A 15,662-nucleotide genomic window follows, 5' to 3' on the forward strand; every position below is an offset into this window, starting at 1 on the left:
TAAAAGCATTAATTCCATTGAAGAAAAAATGGTTTTGTCAAGCTACAATAAAAATTGCTGACGATGCAGAATTGCTCAGCTTGGCTGTCCAAGCTGGATGTATGGCTGTGTATCTAGGACTTGAATCACTTTCCAAGAACAGTCTTTCTGAAGTTAATAAGTCTTGGAATAAGCCACAATCATACATAGAGAGGATAAAAAAAATCAGAGATGCAGGTATAGCGATTGAGGCAGGTATAATTTTTGGATTTGATCATGATTCTCCCAATGTATTTGATTCTACCGCTGAATTTATACTTAAAACAGGTATAGAAAGTCCAAATGCGCATATTCTGACTCCATATCCTGGAACGCCACTATTTAAAAGAATGGAAGAGCAGGGTAGGATAAATACATACGATTGGAATTATTATAATACAGGCCATGTTGTTTATAAGCCAAAGGGAATGAGTGAGCAGTGTTTGATGGATGGATATAAACAATGGTATAAAGAATTGTTTTCTGTGAAAAAAATAGTCACAAGAATGAAAAAAGCGAATTTTCCATATTATGTCTTGTTGACAAATATTGCTAAAAATCATGAAGTTAATAGGTCGTCGTTTAAAAGAAAAGGTATTGAATTGCTTGATATCCATAAAAAAAATGTTATAGATTATGCAAATAGAAAAGAAATTTTAGAAGAGTGTTATGAGTGATTTCATTCTTTAATAATCTTTTTAAAGTCTTGTCGGTAATAACGAGTCAATACTTTGGGAGAGTAGACCGGAGGAATTTCACCCCCAGTCCCTCGCAGAACCGGACGGGAGCCTCTCGACTCATCCGGCTCCCATTATCCAGCTTTGGGAGATACCTCCGCATAGCCTTGCCATTGAAAAACGGCTCCTCCTGCTTTCACAGTTGACCAACTTCAATGGCCGGATAACGCAATCCCTTCGCGCCAGTTCCATTACAGAACCTTCATCGCTACTAGTATGAGGAGGAATTTGGGACGTAAGCGCTTAATGTCAACATAGATGTCGCCGGTTATTGAAAAAATCAGCGCTCTTTATCGGGATTCAGCACAACCTCTTTCGGTGAAGCCCAATATTTTGCCGGTCGTGATCCCCATCGTTCCGGATATGCTGTCCGCGCTTGCTCCATAACAAGGTTTCTCCTCTCGAAAATACATCTTGCTTCCCCTGTTCGTAACTGGTGCGGTGTCACATAGGGGATTTGTAGGGGATTTGGGACGTAAGTGACTGAGGGAACGCGTGAGGGCAAAAGGGATATGAAAGGTTCGGTATCCCTGCTTCATCAGGTACAATCAGTCTCGTTTGGCTCTATGAGTGGAACTTATGTCAGTATAGCGACGAAGCATCTGGCTGACGCCTGATCTCGAAATTCCCAGCAGTCTTGCAATATCAGCATGGGACAATCCCAAGCCGCAAACAAGTTTCCTGGCGGCATCATGCCGGAGAGCCTTGTATTCATTGCTTCTGCTTCCGCACTGCAATGCCTCGACCGATAATCCTTTTTCGATGCACTCCCGTTCGATCAGGTCGCGGGCCTCAGCAAGTCTCAACCGTGCAGGCATCATTGACTTCCGATCATCATCAACATCTCCGAGCACTTCTTCGACGAACTCTCCGCTACCCAGTATCCGTTCGTCGCTGAACTGACGCTCACCTCGCCGTCTCATAGACAGCACTTCAGACCATCCGCCGGCAGAGCGTATCAGTCCACCACCCGTCAACTCAGGCTGACGTCCCAGCTGGTTTTGTTCACGGACGAATTCCAGATAAGCCATTCGTGCATTACCAACCGTTTTGCCGAACTGTTGCAACACATATTCCGTATGGTGCCATGGATGTTCAGCAAAACCCATGATTGCAGTATGCCCGCTCCACGGATAATGTTGCAGTTCTTCCAGAGAAGAGACTAACCGGGCGCGCAAGGGATTCAGATGGATATAGCTCACCAACTTGACGAAATAGGGCTCCTCTTCACAGAGAATCGATTTGTACCGGTTCTGGAAGAGGTGACCTGATCGATGATGCCGTTTGTTGAACGATGTCGAATACCCGGTCAGCACTTTACGCATGAAGGTTGGCAACCCGGCTGAACCGCTTCTGAGTAAAAGATGCGCATGATTGGTCATCAGTGCCCAGGCATAGATGACGGTTCCGGTTTTTTGAGCTGCTTTGTCAATCCTGTTCAGGAAATCAAGCCGATCTCCATCGTTAAAAACAATATCGGATCGCTCGATCCCTCGAACCATGACATGATGCAACGCATCCGGCGCATCAAGCCTCGCTCCTCTCGGCATAGCATACTTTCCGCTTTTGTTTGACAGACAAAAGTATCAACGGGATATTTTACAAATATAATACAAAACAGGATTTGTTTTGGTTTTGTATTCCATCAGTCACTTAGGGAGCCCTTAGGGAGCGATTCGTGAACATCGTTTGATTTATCAGGAGGAATGTGGTATTCTTACTGGTAATACGTAATACCGGAGGGTGACATGAAAGTGACAACAAAAGGGCAGGTGACGATACCTGTTAACATACGGGAAAAGTTAGGGATAACTCCTGATACAGAAGTCGATTTTCTACAGGAGGGGGATCGCATCGTGATAGTGAAACGAAAAGACGCAACGCCGGCGAGTCGGAAATTCAAAAAGCTTCGGGGGATTGCGACTGTCAAAATGACTACGGACGAAATCATGGCGCTCACAAGAGAGGTATGAACGGCTTGCTTGTTGATTCAAATATCATCCTGGATGTTTTTCTCGATGATCCTGTCTGGGCTGACTGGTCGGAGGCCGTTCTTTCTGAATATGCCACTCATACCCCTTTATGCATCAATCAAATCATCTATTCAGAAATTTCCATCGGATTTAAAAAGATCGAGGAACTTGAGGTGGCGATTTCGTCGAGCGGACTTAAGATGCTGGAGATTCCAAAGGAAGCCCTGTTTCTTGCAGGTAAGGCATTTCTCGGCTACCGAAAGAATCACGGTGAAAAGAGGTCTCCATTGCCGGACTTTTATATCGGTGCACATGCCGCAGTATCAGGTCTTGAACTGATTACACGGGATAAAAACAGATATCAGACGTATTTCCCGACAGTCAGAATCATTTCTCCGGAATAATCGATCATTCTCAATACAATACTTCGAGCGATGCCGAGTGTTGTCGATCGTTACCCCGACATAAGGAACTTCTTCATCGGTTTTCGGGTTGTTTTCGCCTCAGTCAGCTTCCTGAAAACCTGAATATCTGCTATCCGGAACTCCTTGCTTGATGGGCTCGGTGGATGCATGTTGCGACGTACCCTATCAGGAAGTCTTCACTGCAATTGTGAACGTTACCTTGGAACCGGATGCATAAGTCCTCTGCCGCTCTTCCTGAAAACATTGTCATTTTTGACGGTGTCTGCAATCTGTGCGAATTTTCGGTGAATTTTATTTTTGAGCACGATACCGCCGGGCATTTCTCTTTCACGCCGGCACAGTCTCCTCTTGGAGCCTCGTTACTCCGCCATTTCGGCATCAACACGTCGCGCCTTGACACCGCGTCGTGCTTGTCAGGGGTGAGCGCGTCTACACCCGCAGTGCCGCAGCCATTGAAATTGCCTCCGGACTCGACATGCCGTGGAATCTGCTCGCCGTGTTCAAGGCGGTTCCCGAAACCCTGCGGGATATGCTATACGATCTGATAGCGCAGAACCGGTATCAGCTGTTCGGGAAAAAAGAGGAGTGCATGTTGCCGTCCGAAGAGTTGCGCAGGCGTTTTCTCGAGCAACTGCCGGGATAATGAGCCATCCCGAGCGACCTCGTCCTCGTCATCGAAAAAGCATAAAAAGCATGTCAGACAACACCCCGGGTGGTTTTTTTGCATATCTCAACTGGCTTCTCAATCCATTCCACGGACTGGAGACGACTGAAGTCTATGATCTGATTGGCACCACCGCTCTTACCGAGCACAGGCTGTATCTGAATCTTGGCTACTGGCGGGATGCCGATACCATTGATGAGGCCAGTGAAGCGCTTGCCCTTCTGGTGGCGGAACGGGGTGGTATGGCTGCAGGTGATGTGGTGCTGGATTGCGGGTATGGTTTTGGCGACCAGGATATCCTCTGGGCCAGGACCATGAAACCTGAAAAAATCATCGGTCTGAATATCACGAGATCTCAGGTTGAACTGGCCCGGATACATGTTGCGGATGCAGGGCTCCGCAATATGATCGATTTGAGGGAAGGTTCGGCAACAGCGATGCCGATTGCAGATGAATCCATCGATCTGGTTGTTTCTCTGGAAAGCGCTTTCCACTACAGGAGCCGTGAGGATTTTTTCAGGGAGGCGTATCGGGTGTTGCGACCGGGTGGAAGGCTGGTGACGGCCGACATTGTTCCGACCAAAGAATCCGGTAACCCCTTCAGGCGGATGGAGCAATGGATTTCATGGAGTCTTGTGGCCGGTAAGTTCAATATTCCGCAGGAAAACTACTATCTGATTCCCTCATACACCAGCAAGCTCCTGAGCGCCGGATTCGATGGTATCGACATCAAATCAATACGTGACGATGTCTACCGGCCTCTTCATGAGTTTCTGTCAAAAGATCAAACGTTTGTCCGCAAGCTGCCTTCGGTTGCAAGGATGCTTGCAAAATCGGCATTGCGTCGGTCAGCGGAGAGTGTCTACGCCGGCCTGGACTATATTCTGTCTTATGCACAAAAGCCGGCGAAATCCGGGTGACATATGAGAAGGGCGAAGTCGCTATCGACCGCCAAACAGCTTCGCTCAGGCGACGATTGTGCCGTTTTCTCGAGAGCCACTGATACACTGACAGAGGCTGCGACGTCGGTGTTTAAACTGAATTATTCATCAACGGCTATCCCGTCATGGCGTCGAGTCATGACTTCATCCATAGAAATCGCCGGGTTGCACCCGGGCGTTACCGATATCTCGCTCCTGCGGAGCTGGAAATATGGGGGGCTGATATGCCCTGGGGTTGCACCCCACGCTACCGATATGTCATCCCTACGGGATTTGAAGAAAAACAGTGAATATTCCGGGATGCTCCTTATTACTATGACATTTCGTGGGAGCGGAAAATTGAGCGGGGCGAGATCAAGGGGTTTTTCATGCAGGCAGGTTATTGCAAAAGCAATAATATGTAATGCATAAAAGTGGCACATTTTCATGCGTAATTTTGTGTGATAATGGTATATTTACGGAAGAATGCCCTTTTTCACTCCTGACAACCCAAATTCAGCATGTTTAACCGATCAGCTATCCGGGATATAACCGACTGGTATCAGCGCAAAGACCGGAAGCCATTAGTCATTCGCGGTGCCCGTCAGGTTGGAAAGACAACAAGCGTTCGGCAGGCGGCGGCTGACCTCGATGTTCCGCTCGCAGAAATCAATCTCGAAAAGCACCTCACTCTTGAACCACTGTTCAGGAGCTATAACCTGAATGAACTCCTGCTCAATTTTTCGTTTATCACCGGTCGGCAGATCACTCCGGAGAGTAATACGATTCTGTTTCTCGACGAAGCTCAGGCAACTCCTTCAGCGTATGCGTGCCTTCGGTATTTCAGGGAAGAGATGCCTCGACTTGCCGTGGTACTGACCGGATCGCTTCTTGACCAGGTCTTGCATAACGAAAAACTCCCTGTACCGGTAGGCCGGATCGAGCACTATTTTATGGGGCCACTGAGCTTCGAGGAGTTTCTCGCAGCGACAGATGCATCGAAAGCCCTCGATATTATCGGTATGATGACGCCGGAAACCATGCACATGATTCCGGACAAGGTGCATGAAGAGATGCTTTCACAGGTACGCCGCTATATTCTCACCGGCGGAATGCCTTACTCTGTCCAGACTGCGATTACAACTGATTTTCATCATGAAGCGATCCTTCGGGAGCAGTCAGCACTGGTGCAGACCTACAAGGATGACTTCGCAAAATATGTCGGACGAAGTGACGCTCTGAAACTGAACAATTTCTTTACAGGCCTTATCGGGCAGGTTGGCCAGCAGTTTTCAGCAAAGCAGGCAAATGAAATAGCACTCGGGACCAGTGGAGACGGTCGGCAACTGAAGGCAGCTCTTGAACAGTTTCTCGAAGCGCGTCTTTTTTACCGGGTGCAGCACTCCAATGCGGATACCATTCCGCTCGGCAGCGACGTCAAAACAAGAATCAGCAAATTACTTTTTGTCGATGTGGGTTTGTTGCTTGCCGTCCAGGGAGTTCCTGTGCAAAGCATCCTCAGCATGCCGTTGGAGCTTGCGAATCGAGGGATTGTCGCCGAGCAGTTCGTCGGTCAGCAGTTGCTCTATTCCAAGCCGGGTTACCTCAATCCGGAACTCTATTACTGGCAGCCCCCGAAATCCGAAAGTCAGGCCGAAATCGATTACCTCTTCGAACAAGGCAGTACCATCTATCCCGTCGAGGTGAAATCCGCAAAAGGCAGTTCCATCAAGTCGATTCACGCCTATATCATCAAAAAACAGGCTGATACCGCATTCCGGATAAGTTCATCAAAACCATCCATTCAGGAACTGACTGCAAAAATAAGTCAGAAGGAAAAAAACTTCAGCCTCATCAACCTGCCGTTTTATATGGTCAACCGTCTCGAACGGTTTACGCGGTTGTTGGAACAGGAGGGTGCCTGAGGGGCGCAGATGACTACGTAAACCAACTTGCTTGCATTCGTAATATTCCTGGAGCCAACGGAATTGTTGCCAGCGTTTTTGCTGGTAATTGTCAGACAGTATTACTCGAGGGTGGAGGACAGGGCGGGAAGCGCGTGACGCGGGTCTTGTTTGTTTTGGTGTTGCCGTTTATGTTGGAGTTTAATTCCAATGTAAACGGTTGCTCTATGCATCGAGGTCGTGATGCGGGCCTGTTTTTTTACAGGGATACGGACCAGCAGGAGGTTGATCTTGTTATCGAATCAGGCGATACCCTGTATCCTGTGGAGTTCCGGCAGGGAATCAGCCAGGATAGGACTGATAGACGGCTGCCGTGGATTCGAGCGAGCTGACCCGGACGGCCACGCTGAGCTTTTCGGAGGAGGTGCCCTTGTAGGTGCCCCTTACCGGCGGAACGTCGGCATAATCGCGGCCGGAACCGATTTTGATGTAGCGCTCGTCGACGATCAGGGTGTTGTGGGTGGGGTCGAAACCGGTCCATCCTTTTTCAGGACCGCAATAGACTTCACACCAGGCATGGCTCGCTTCGTCACGGCCTTCCGGAGTGCTGCCGCCGCCGAAGAGATACCCGCTGACGTAGCGGGTCGGAATGCCGATGGTTCGGCAGACGGCGATCATGATGTGCGAAAAATCCTGGCAGACGCCCCTGCCGAGCGCCATGACGACGGCGCTGGTGCTGTGGACGTCGGTAACCCCGGGTTCGTAGCGGAAGGACGCGTTGATATGACGGCAGATGTCGAGCGCCTGCTGGTAGCTGTCGGTTATTCCCCTGAACGGCTCGGCAAAGCTTCGTATTTCGGGATCGAAATGGACGTAACGGCTTTCGCCCGAGAAATCCATGAGGAATATCTCGTTCTCTTCGGCTGTTCCCAACAGTGCCGAACCTGTTTCCACAACCGAGGTGGCTACGATCTCGACCCGCTTGTGGCTTTGCAGGATATTGAAGTGGTGAACCCTGTTGCCGTAGAAGTCGGTATATTCGAAAACCATGGCTTCCGGGTTGAGCTGCAGGTTGAAATTCACGCACCGCTGCATGGTGGTGCTGTTTCCTACAGGTTCCAGACGTACTTCCGTGGCTGTCTCGTATATAGGGGAGTCGTATTCGAAAAGCGTGGTATGTTCAACCTTGAGTATCATTATGTAACCTACTTATTTCTCAGCGATTTTCCGCAGCTAAACGGCAGGAACTTTATTGTTGCTGCTGTTGTGACTGGCTCCAGTTGGCCCGTCCCCCGGCAAGTCCCGTGAACGGGAGCGCCTCGGCGATGTCGTGCGGTTCGATTTTTGGTGTGTGATACGCAAAGTAAAGCAGGTGGATCTGTTCGCCGATCCTGTTGAGTCCCACCTCGATCTCTTCGAGATAGAGGTGGAGTCCTTTCCGGTACATATCCTCTACGGAGGTGTAGCTGAGCTCCGCCTCCATTTTGCCGATCAGCCGGTCGGCATTGTTTGCATAGCGGTGGCGCGAGCTGCCGGAAATCCTCCAGAGCGCCTCCTGTGCCGCGCAGACGGAAAAGGCGATACTCCGCGGAAAGGTGCGGTCGAGCACCAGAAACCAGAGAATGTTTTCCGGGTCGATTTTCGAGAGATAAACCTTCCGGAACGCCTCCAGGGCGCTGCAGCTTTTCAGGACGGCCATCCACTGGATGGTGTCGAACGAATCGTGAACCAGATCAAGCTCCTGTCCCTCTTTGGGCATGAGCATGTGGTACTTCACGTCGATCAGTCTGGCCGTATTGTCGGCGCGTTCCAGGTATTTGCCTATCTGGATGAAATCCCACTCTTCCGTTCTCGAGAAAATGTTGTCGGTGATGCCCTGGAACAGATGCGAGGCGTTCTTGATCTCCCGGTAGAAGCTGAACGGATCGTTATGGACCTGCTGCGGCGTGACGCTCTGCAGGAAGTGGTAGAGATTGTTGACCTGCTCCCACATTTCGCTCGATATGCTGTCGATGATGCTCCGGGCGTTCTCTCTTGCCAGGCCGATCGAGGAGTTGATGGAGTTGCTGTTCTGCCGGTTGAAGACCAGGTAATCGGTAACCGTATGGGCGTTGTATTCCGTATAGCGCTCCGTGAAGTTCGCCGGATCTCCGGTGACCCGGATGAGCGGGCTCCAGTAGTTGGGATGGTCGATTTCGGTTATGTCGTTAAGATCGAGCAGCAGGTTGAAATTGACCTCCAGAAACCTGGCGGTGTTTTCAGCCCGCTCGACATAGCGGCTCATCCAGAAGAGTGATTCGGCAACGCGACTCAGCATGTTCGTAGTACGTTTATGGTTATTCGTCGATCACCCAGGTGTCCTTGCTTCCTCCTCCCTGTGAGGAGTTCACCACCAGCGATCCCCTTTTCAGGGCGACCCTGGTCAAACCTCCGGGCACGATGGTCGGCGATTTGCCGTACAGTACGTAGGGACGCAGGTCGATGTGGCAGCCGCCCAGGTCGCAGTCGTTGAAAAAGCTCGGATGCCGCGAAAGCGATATGGTCGGCTGTGCGATATAGTTTCTCGGATTCGCCACGATTTTTTCAGCAAACCGCTCACGCTCCTCAAGGGTCGATTCGGGTCCGACAAGCATGCCGTAGCCTCCGGACTCGTTGGCGGCTTTCACCACCAGTTTCTCGAGATTTTCAAGAATGTATTTCAGGTCTTTGGGATTGCTCGCCAGCCAGGTATCGACATTGTCGAGTATCGGTTCCTCGCCCAGATAGTACCGGATGATTTTCGGCACGAAACTGTAGATGACCTTGTCGTCGGCAACACCGGTGCCTATGGCATTGGCCAGCGCCACGTTTCCCTTGCGGTAGGCATTGATGAGACCTGCAACTCCGAGTTTCGAGTCGGGACGGAAGACGAGCGGATCGAGATAGTCGTCGTCGACGCGCCGGTAGATCACGTCCACCCGCTGCAGTCCCCTGGTTGTACGGGTGTATACCTTGTTGTTGTTGACCACGAGGTCCCGTCCTTCGCAGAGCTCCACTCCCATCTGTCGGGCAAGAAAGCTGTGCTCGAAGTAGGCCGAGTTGTAGATGCCCGGAGTCAGCAGCACCACGTTGGGCTCGGGCCTCGATGTGGGGCTGATCTCCTGCAGGGTGCGCAGCAGTTCCTGCGGGTAGTTGTCGATGGGACGGACCTTGTAGCGGTCGAAGAGTACGGGAAACGCCCGTTTGAGCGCCTGACGGTTCTGCAGCATGTAGGATACGCCGCTTGGTGTGCGCAGGTTGTCCTCCAGCACCAGATAGCGCCCTTCGGCGTCGCGGATGATGTCGCTGCCGGTTACATGGATATAGACGCCGAGCGGCGGCTTGATCCCCACGAACTCCCGTCTGAAGTGCTTGCTGCCCAGCACCAGTTCTGCCGGCAGAATCCGGTCCTTGAGGATTTTCTGGGTCGAGTAGATGTCCGCGAGAAATTCGTTGAGGGCGGTAATCCTCTGAATGAGGCCTTTTTCGATGCGCGCCCATTCGTGTGACGGTATGATTCGCGGAATGAGGTCGAACGGAAATATGCGCTCAATTCCCTCTTCGACACCGTACACCGTAAAGGTTATTCCCTGATTTCGAAAGAAGATATTGACGATCTGACGCCGGGTTCTGATGTCGTCGAGAGAGAACTGGCCAAAGCGGTGCACCATTTTATCGTAGTGGCCCCTCGGCTTTCCGTCCGGTGCCAGAACCTCGTCGAAAAACCTGCTGGGACAGGCATCATATCGCTCGAACAGGCTGATCATAACTGATAATCCTTTAGCAGTTGAAAAATTATAACCGGATTATAACTAAACTTAAAATTTTACGGGCAATAATAAAATTAATCTTAAATTTTAATACTAAAATGTAATTAACACCGTAAAGTCCGAATTTCCCCATGTCCCGGGATGTGGCGGAATCCGGCATGGTTTCCGGCAGCTGCTCCCTTGCGCTATTTACAAATTAAGGTAACAGCTCCCAAAAGAATAAATACTTAGGAATAAAGTCATTATGTCATAAATTAACTGAATGATTATATGGTTTCCTTAAACGTTATCGGGTGCAGCCAATGAAACATGTCGTTGTTGTTGGAGGTGGTTTTACCGGTCTGAATGTTGCAAAAGCGCTCGGCAACAAGAAGGGTGTTACTGTAACGCTGATCGACAAGAATAATTTTCATCTGTTCCAGCCGTTACTCTACCAGGTTGCCATGGCGGCGCTGAATGCGGGTGAAATCGCCTATCCGCTGCGCATGATGCTGTCGCGGTACCGCAATGTTTCGGTGTTCAAGGGAATCGTCCAGAACGTCGATCCCGAAACCCGGACGGTCTATACGGATTTCGGCGAACTGCAGTACGATTATCTTGTCATGGCCTGCGGCACGAAACATCACTATTTCGGTCACAACGAGTGGGAGGAGTTCGCTCCCGGCCTTAAAACCATAGGTCAGGCGGCAGAAATCCGAAGAAGAGTGATGGAGGCCTATGAAAATGCCGAGAGGACGAAGGACGCAGCGGAAAAACGCAAGCTTCTGACATTCGTCATTGTGGGCGGCGGACCTACCGGAGTCGAGCTTGCCGGTTCAATCGGGGAGATGAGCCGCTATTACCTTTCCAAATACTACAAGAACATCGATCCGAAGCTTACCCGTATTTTTATTGTTCATGCCGCCCCCCGCATTCTGCAGACCTTTTCTCCCGAACTGTCCAGCAAGGCCACCCGCGCGCTTGAAAAACTCGGTGTTCAGGTCTGGACCTGTTCGGTCGTAAACCGGATCGACGCGGACGGCGTACAGGTCGGCAACGAACGGATCGAGGCGGGGACCGTTCTTTGGGCGGCAGGCGTCAGGGCTACCAGTATCGGAAAAACCATAGGATTCGAAACCGACAAGAGCGGCCGCATCATTATCGGTGAAGACCTCAGCGTTCCGGGATACCCGGATGTATTCGTCGGCGGCGACCAGGCGCATTTCGAGCTTCCGGACGGTTCGATCTATCCCGGTCTCGCCTCTGTGGCCCTGCAGGAAGGGCTGGCTATCGGGAATAACATTCTGCTCGATGCACAGGGGAAGCAGAGAAAGCCTTTCAGGTATCGCGACAAGGGCCAGATGGCTACGATCGGAAAAAATGCCGCTATTGCCGAGCGGGGCAATGTCCGACTTTCAGGGATTCCCGCCTGGATCATATGGCTTGGCGTGCATGTCTATTATCTGAGCGGTGTGAAGCACCGGATTTTCGTGCTCCTCCAGTGGGGCTGGTCGTATTTCACCTTCGGCCACGGTGCCCGTATCGTCAACAAGGAGTGGCGTTTCTATTCCAACCCTCCCGAACCCGCCGAACCCGCTGAAAAAATCGAACTCGTCTCGTTCCCGGAGTGTGTCTTCACGCCGGGAGAGCAGTCGAAAAACGGATGAGAGAGGAGCCTGCGGCAGGGATGCCGCAGGCAGGTTTTACTGCTCTGCGGCGGCGGCGCCGACTGCTCCGGGAACGGCGGCCCTGACCGAGAACAGGTGGTAGTTCATGCTGTCGCTGAGGGCCTGCAGGCTCGCTTCGATGATGTTGGTCGAAACGCCGACCGTTCCCCAGGTTTCCTTGCCGTCTCCGGTCTCGATGAGCACCCTTACTTTTGCGCTGGTGCCCCGTTTTTCCTCGAGCACCCTCACCTTGTAATCCACCAGCCTGATGGTTTTTATCTGCGGATAGAACCTGATCAGCGCCTTGCGCAGGGCTTTGTCGAGCGCATTGACCGGGCCGTCTCCGTCTGCGGCGATGTGTTCGATTTCGCTTCCGACCGCAACCTTGAGCACAGCCTGATCGACGTTTTTCGAATCCTTGCTGGATTCGATGTAGACCTTGGTTTCGAGCACATCGAAATAGGGGGCGAAGTTGCCGAGTTCGCGGTGCAGGATCAGTTCAAACGACGCTTCGGCTCCGTCGAACTGGTACCCTTTGTGTTCGAGCTCCTTGATGTTGTGTACGATGGTTTTCAGCAGTTCGCCCTTTTCAGGCAGTTCGATGCCGAGTTCCTGCGCCTTGTAGCGGATATTGCTCTGGCCGGCCAGTTCCGAAACCAGCACCCGCTGGCGGTTGCCGACGAGTTTCGGGTCGATATGCTCGTACAGCGAACTCTCCTTCATGACGGCGCTGACGTGGATGCCTCCCTTATGGGCGAATGCCGACTTGCCGACGAACGGAGCCTTTCCGTCGGAGGGCATGTTGAGGATTTCATACACGAACTTCGAGAGCGAAGTCAGCTGCGTCAGATGTTCGACAAAGTTGAAGCGGCCATCCATTTTCAGCATAATGTTGGCAATGATGCTGATGAGGTTCGCGTTGCCGCACCGTTCGCCGATTCCGTTGATGGTTCCGTGAATATGGGTGGCCCCCGCGATCACTGCGGCAAGGGAGTTGGCCACGGCGAGGTCGCCGTCATTATGGCTGTGGATGCCTATAGGGCGTCCGGTATTCTCATGTACGCTGCGTACGATGTCAGAAATCTCTCCGGGCAGGGAGCCGCCGTTCGTGTCGCAGAGCACCAGGCGTGACGCACCGCCGTCGGCTGCCGAGCGCAGCATCCTGAGTGCGAACTCCGGATCGTCCTTGTAGCCGTCGAAAAAGTGTTCAGCGTCGAAGAATACCTCGCGCCCGTGCGAACGAAGAAATGATACCGATCGGTAGATCAGCTCGGCGTTCTCCTCCTCCGAAATGCCCAGTCCCTTGACGGTATGGGCTTTCCAGGTTTTTCCGAAAATCGTTATGACCGGAGTCTCCGACTGCAGCAGCCCCTGCAGGTTCGGATCGTTCTCGATGTTCGCGAGCGATCGCGCCGTCGAGCCGAAGGAGCAGAGTTTCGAGTGCGAGAGCCGGAGATTGCGGACCTTCAGGAAAAACTCTTCATCCTTCGGGTTGCTCGACGGCCACCCGCCTTCGATATAGTCCATGCCGAACTCATCGAGCTTTTCGGTGATGAGCAGCTTGTCCTGTACCGAGAGATTGATGTGCTCACCCTGCGTGCCGTCACGCAGGGTGGTGTCGTAGAGTTCTGTTGCCTTTGGCATTTCATGCATAGTGTCAGCTCTTGGCCATTAAATTCTCCTGCCGGGCATAGGCGAAAATGCCGCCGGCCTGGACGATGCTGAACACGTCACCGAGCGGACTGAGCGTATAGGCTTTTCCCGTGGTAAGGTTGGTTACAGTGTTCGCCTCGATGTCGATTTTCAGTTCGTCTCCGGTTTTTACCGCTTCAGTGAGCGGAACCGCGGTTTCGTAGGGTATGACAAATCCGCCGTCCACGCAGTTGCGGTAAAAAATCCGTGCGTAGGATTCGGCAATGATGGCTTTCGCTCCGGCAACCTGCAGCGCGAAGGGCGCATGCTCGCGCGAGGAACCGCAGCCGAAGTTCGGACCGGCGACGATGACGGTGTAGTCCGAGCGGAAGCTGCCCTCGCTGACGAACGGAATGTTTCCCTCCGGCAGGCCGCCCTGTTCGGGAGGCACGCCGGAAAGGGCATATTTGCCGTAGAGCTTCACCTCTTCCGGATCGGAGAGGCTGTAGACGAGGTGCTCGGCCGGTATGATCTGGTCGGTGTCGATGTTTTTGCCTAACACGTAGGCTTTTCCCTGAATGATGGTGTCCATGTATCTTGTTCCTTAGCGTTTCATTCGTTCTCTGCCGTTCAGAGGAAATCCCTCGGATCGGTAAGTTTTCCGGTGACGGCCGATGCTGCGGCGGTGAGCGGCGAGGCAAGATAGACTCCTGCCCTCTTGCTGCCCATGCGGCCGGGGAAGTTGCGGTTCGTCGTCGAGACCACAACATCGTAATCGACCGAGCGCCCGACCGTATCGGCAGGCCCGCCGAGGCAGGCTGCGCAGGAGGGCAGGGCGATGCTGCATCCGGCATCCTCGAAAATCTTTTTCAGCGTCACACCATCAAAGGTTTCGCATTCGAGATCGCGGGCGACCTTTACGGTTGCAGGAACGATATTGGTGTGGACGGCGACCTGCCTTCCTTTGAGAATTTTCGCGGCAAGCATGAAATCGGTGAGCTTCCCTCCGGTGCAGGAGCCGATATAGGACTTGGTGATTTTCGTTCCCTCGACGCTTCTGACGGTAGCCCGGTTGTCCGGACTGTGCGGCTGGGCCACCACCGGCTCCATTTCCGCAACGTTGTAGCGCCTGATGCTGTGGTAGCGCGCATCGGGGTCGCTCCGGAATACCTCATAGGGCTTGCTGCTGTGAGCCTTCACGTAGGCTTCGGTTATCGCGTCGGCTGCGATGATGCCGTTCATGCCCCCGGCTTCGATAGCCATGTTGCAGAGTGTCATGCGCTCGTCGACAGGAAGGGAGTAGACCGCTTCGCCGTCGAACTCCATGGCCCGGTAGGTTGCTCCGTCGGTGCCGATGTCGCCGAGAATCTGCAGGATGAGATCCTTGGCGCAGAGGTATTCAGGCATATCGCCCTCGAACGTGAACTTCATGGACTCGGGCACCTTTTCCCAGAGCTTGCCGGTGCCGAGAATGAAGGCTGCATCGGTGTTGCCGATACCGGTGCCGAACATGCCGAACGCACCCGATGTGCAGGTGTGCGAGTCGGTGCCGAACAGCACGGTTCCGGGGAGGTTGAAGCCCTCTTCGGCAAGCGCGACATGGCAGACTCCCCTGTATCGGCTGGTGCCTACATCGTAGTAGTTGGGCAGGCCCTGCTCGGCGGCGAACTGGCGCAGCAGGTCTATGTTGCGGTGCGCATGCTCGTTGGCCGTAAAGATATAATGGTCGGGCAGGACGACGACCTTTTCGGGGTCCCAGACTTTCGCGTCGGGACCGAACTCCTGCTTGAAGATGTCGAATGTCGGCGGTCCGCACACGTCATGGGTCAGCAGGACGTCAACGTTGAGCCAGACGCTTTCGCCGGGGTCTACGAACCTCCGGTTTGCGGCTCTTGACAGGATTTTCTGGGTTATGGTTTGTGCCATGGTTTCTTTAACCCTCGGTTCTGTAATGG

The 15,662-nt window shown here is 52.5% G+C and carries 13 protein-coding genes and 1 pseudogene; 7 read left to right on the forward strand and 7 right to left on the reverse strand.

Annotation, left to right across the window (positions count from 1 at the left end):
- Window positions 1-695 (forward strand): B12-binding domain-containing radical SAM protein (locus WBP50_RS10495; protein ID WP_423934248.1); only part of this gene is annotated, 695 nt, incomplete at its 5' end.
- A 608-nt stretch (window positions 696-1,303) separates the two neighbouring features.
- On the opposite strand, the gene WBP50_RS10500 is transcribed toward WBP50_RS10495, so the two are convergent.
- The gene (locus WBP50_RS10500) at window positions 1,304-2,305 is read right to left on the reverse strand and encodes a transposase (protein ID WP_423934250.1); all 1,002 of its coding nucleotides are present in this window, start codon (window positions 2,303-2,305) and stop codon (window positions 1,304-1,306) included.
- Window positions 2,306-2,503: 198 nt separating this feature from the next.
- Here WBP50_RS10500 and WBP50_RS10505 point away from each other — a divergent pair, with 198 nt between their 5' ends.
- From WBP50_RS10505 to WBP50_RS10525, 5 genes and pseudogenes are all read left to right on the forward strand, one after another.
- Window positions 2,504-2,728, forward strand: a complete 225-nt coding sequence (locus WBP50_RS10505; RefSeq protein WP_011745929.1) for an AbrB/MazE/SpoVT family DNA-binding domain-containing protein — start codon at window positions 2,504-2,506, stop codon at window positions 2,726-2,728.
- On the forward strand, window positions 2,725-3,132 hold the full coding sequence (locus WBP50_RS10510) for a type II toxin-antitoxin system VapC family toxin (RefSeq protein ID WP_423934252.1): 408 nt from the start codon (window positions 2,725-2,727) through the stop codon (window positions 3,130-3,132). The genes WBP50_RS10505 and WBP50_RS10510 overlap by 4 nt, the downstream gene beginning before the upstream one ends.
- 230 nt (window positions 3,133-3,362) lie before the next feature.
- Window positions 3,363-3,796 (forward strand): annotated as a pseudogene (locus tag WBP50_RS10515) (thiol-disulfide oxidoreductase DCC family protein).
- A gap of 50 nt (window positions 3,797-3,846) precedes the next feature.
- Window positions 3,847-4,737: a class I SAM-dependent methyltransferase gene (locus WBP50_RS10520; RefSeq protein WP_423934255.1), complete on the forward strand. Its 891-nt coding sequence runs from the start codon at window positions 3,847-3,849 to the stop codon at window positions 4,735-4,737.
- 521 nt (window positions 4,738-5,258) lie between these two features.
- Window positions 5,259-6,662 (forward strand): ATP-binding protein, encoded by a 1,404-nt coding sequence (locus tag WBP50_RS10525; protein WP_423934257.1) that lies wholly within the window; start codon window positions 5,259-5,261, stop codon window positions 6,660-6,662.
- Between the two features lie 321 nt (window positions 6,663-6,983).
- On the opposite strand, the gene WBP50_RS10530 is transcribed toward WBP50_RS10525, so the two are convergent.
- From WBP50_RS10530 to WBP50_RS10540, 3 genes are read right to left on the reverse strand one after another with little or no spacing between them, the layout of a single operon-like run.
- A complete protein-coding gene (locus tag WBP50_RS10530) occupies window positions 6,984-7,838 on the reverse strand; it encodes a transglutaminase family protein (RefSeq protein ID WP_423934260.1) in 855 nt (284 codons plus the stop codon).
- A gap of 52 nt (window positions 7,839-7,890) precedes the next feature.
- Window positions 7,891-8,958, reverse strand: a complete 1,068-nt coding sequence (locus WBP50_RS10535) for an alpha-E domain-containing protein (RefSeq protein ID WP_423934261.1) — start codon at window positions 8,956-8,958, stop codon at window positions 7,891-7,893.
- A gap of 19 nt (window positions 8,959-8,977) precedes the next feature.
- On the reverse strand, window positions 8,978-10,426 hold the full coding sequence (locus tag WBP50_RS10540) for a circularly permuted type 2 ATP-grasp protein (RefSeq protein WP_423934263.1): 1,449 nt from the start codon (window positions 10,424-10,426) through the stop codon (window positions 8,978-8,980).
- 305 nt (window positions 10,427-10,731) lie between these two features.
- Between WBP50_RS10540 and WBP50_RS10545 the strand changes: the two genes are divergently transcribed.
- Window positions 10,732-12,075: an NAD(P)/FAD-dependent oxidoreductase gene (locus tag WBP50_RS10545; protein ID WP_423934266.1), complete on the forward strand. Its 1,344-nt coding sequence runs from the start codon at window positions 10,732-10,734 to the stop codon at window positions 12,073-12,075.
- 36 nt (window positions 12,076-12,111) lie between these two features.
- Here the strand turns inward: WBP50_RS10545 and cimA are convergent, their stop codons facing one another.
- The 3 genes from cimA to WBP50_RS10560 are packed head-to-tail and all read right to left on the reverse strand — an operon-like array spanning window position 12,112 to window position 15,633.
- A complete protein-coding gene (cimA, locus tag WBP50_RS10550) occupies window positions 12,112-13,719 on the reverse strand; it encodes a citramalate synthase (RefSeq protein WP_423934317.1) in 1,608 nt (535 codons plus the stop codon).
- Between the two features lie 13 nt (window positions 13,720-13,732).
- Window positions 13,733-14,299, reverse strand: a complete 567-nt coding sequence (locus WBP50_RS10555) for a 3-isopropylmalate dehydratase (protein WP_423934267.1) — start codon at window positions 14,297-14,299, stop codon at window positions 13,733-13,735.
- 38 nt (window positions 14,300-14,337) lie between these two features.
- Entirely contained in the window at window positions 14,338-15,633 is a 1,296-nt protein-coding gene (locus WBP50_RS10560) for a 3-isopropylmalate dehydratase large subunit (RefSeq protein WP_423934268.1), read from the reverse strand.
- Window positions 15,634-15,662 lie beyond the last annotated feature (29 nt).

It is taken from the genome of Chlorobium sp., from assembly GCF_049593655.1.
GTDB lineage: Bacteria > Bacteroidota > Chlorobiia > Chlorobiales > Chlorobiaceae > Chlorobium.